This is a genomic window from Variovorax sp. P4_D9, from assembly GCF_056401695.1.
In genome coordinates, this window is the sequence record NZ_JBFUIU010001232.1 from 1 (window position 1) to 1,979 (window position 1,979).

Annotated in this window: 3 protein-coding genes and 1 pseudogene; 3 read left to right on the forward strand and 1 reads right to left on the reverse strand. The window is 68.0% G+C overall.

What is annotated here, in order from left to right; translation table 11 throughout:
- Positions 1 to 44: 44 nt before the first annotated feature.
- Together AC1DY5_RS53345 and AC1DY5_RS53350 are read left to right on the forward strand one after the other, a co-directional pair.
- The gene (locus AC1DY5_RS53345) at positions 45 to 317 is read left to right on the forward strand and encodes a hypothetical protein (protein WP_478122305.1); all 273 of its coding nucleotides are present in this window, start codon (positions 45 to 47) and stop codon (positions 315 to 317) included.
- Positions 314 to 643, forward strand: coding sequence for a hypothetical protein (locus tag AC1DY5_RS53350; protein ID WP_478122306.1), 330 nt, complete (start codon positions 314 to 316; stop codon positions 641 to 643). Before AC1DY5_RS53345 ends, AC1DY5_RS53350 begins: the two co-directional genes overlap by 4 nt.
- A 412-nt stretch (positions 644 to 1,055) precedes the next feature.
- Here the strand turns inward: AC1DY5_RS53350 and AC1DY5_RS53355 are convergent, their stop codons facing one another.
- On the reverse strand, positions 1,056 to 1,196 hold the full coding sequence (locus AC1DY5_RS53355) for a hypothetical protein (protein WP_478122307.1): 141 nt from the start codon (positions 1,194 to 1,196) through the stop codon (positions 1,056 to 1,058).
- A 511-nt stretch (positions 1,197 to 1,707) separates the two neighbouring features.
- Here AC1DY5_RS53355 and AC1DY5_RS53360 point away from each other — a divergent pair.
- A pseudogene (locus tag AC1DY5_RS53360) lies at positions 1,708 to 1,979 on the forward strand (hypothetical protein); the annotation flags it as partial.

Genomic DNA, 1,979 nt, shown 5'->3' on the forward strand with positions numbered 1-1,979 from the left:
CGCCGAGTGCGCGAAGCAGGGGAAGCGCATCCCGAAGCTCGCCGGTGATTGCCGAGATGAGCGCACGCAGGGCCTGGACCGCGGCTGTGAACCTGCGAAAAGCGATCCACCTGCGAATCGTCGCCGCGTATCGCAGCCAACTCGAAGGCCTCGGGCCGGGGCCGTCGGACGTGGATCTGCGACTGTTCGCCAGGATTGCCATCGCGGAAGAGAGGCTCCGGCGGGTCCTCGAGCGGGCGAAGGTGCATCCATCCTGCAACCGCGAAGCATCGTCCATCCGACTGGCCACCCGCGTGCGCCGAGGAGAAATTCAATGAACGCCGTCGAATCGTTGGCCGAAACACCGCCTGSGCAATTCACCGCCTTCGGAAGCTTGATCGATCTGGTCCGGCTACGGGTGGGCGCCAGTTCGGCGGAGGTATGCGATGCCTGCAACACGATCAACATCGGCTCGGCACGCTATTGCAAATGCTGCTCKCACAAGCTCGCGGGCTTTTATGTSGCCAAGGAACTGGGCACCGTGGCGGCGTCCCAATGGGACGAACTCGCCGTGCCGCGCCGAGCRTCCGCCCTGGATCTCGCGGCCTTCTTCGTGGTGATCAATTCGCTCGTCATCCTCACCTCGTTGATCCCTGTGGGGTAAGTTGCGAGCGTTCCTCGACAGATGTAGGGGAACAAGCATGACCAAGTACTGCGACGCATGCCACACGCCCAACMGGGACCGGGCCAGGTACTGCCGCGGCTGTGCGGGCAAGTTTTCGGGTATACGGTTCGATGCGGCGGCGTTTGTTCCGACGATGCCGGACCCAGGCAACGCGTACGCGCCGCCGGACAACGCGCTGGACCAATTCCGGCCTGCGCCCGTCGTCGGCCCCGGCCCCACGCGTTCCATTCGATCTCGGCTGTCTGCAGGCATCGACAAGAGGCTGGCGCTGCTCTTGATCGGCCTTCCTCTGGCTGCGACGGCGTACGTGTACTGGCATTCGAGCGTCGGCCCCGTTCGCACACAGCCGATTGCAAGTTCGCCGTCGATCCTCTCCCCCTCGTTCCGGATCTCACAGGATGCGCCCGTGATCTCGTCGCCGGTCGCGATGACGGCGGAGCGCGACGGCCCGCCCGTGGCCGAGCAATCGCTTGCTGAACAGTTGAAAGCTGAGTTGCCGGAGGTGGGAGCGCAGGAACAGCGTGCCCAGCAAACGCGCGTCCCGGAAGTGCGTGCTGCGGAAGTGAGTAGCGAGGAAGTGCGGGCCCGGGAAGTGAGTGCCCAAGAGGAGAGGCCCAGCCTTGAAGCCTCTCCGGTGCCGAGTGCCCCCGTCCATGAGCGGCGAGCGGTCCCGCGTCGCCGGGATCGGGCCGTGTCGCACGCGCCGGAAGAACGAGAGGCCATGTCCGTCCCGGTGATCACTGCACGGATTGAACCCCAGCCTGTGCGCTCGCCCGCCCCGGTCCCGATTTCGCCCTCGGCAGCGTCCGTGAAGCCGCGGGAAGCGCAGGCCTTGCAAACGACCCAGCCGAGAGCGGAGCCGGGCAAGGCCAGCGTTCGCACCGCGGCGCCAAGCAACCTCTCATGCGATCGCTACAACCCGTTCGGAGAAAGGATCTGCGTGGGGAACTCCCCAGGGGGACAAGTCGGCCAGCAGGCATCGATTGCCAGCGCGGCTCCCGGTGTCGGGGCAGTCGGCGCGGCGATCGCATCCAAGGGCGGTATTGGCATCGCGGCGGTCGGTTCAGGCGCCGATCCTGGTGGAGGCGCTGGGTCGGGGGCGACGGGCTCCGGCGCAGGTGCCGGTGGCGCAGCTGCGGGCAGTGGCAGCGGCGCTGGCGCTGCTGGGTCCGCAGGCAGCGGACCAGGCGCGGGTAGTGGGGCTGGTGGCGGCGGCGGTGCCGGTGGCGGSGGYGCCGGTGGYGGYGGSGCMGGTGGTGGTGGCGCCGGTGGTGGTGGCGCCGGTGGCGGGGGCGCCGGTGGTGGTGGCGCCGGT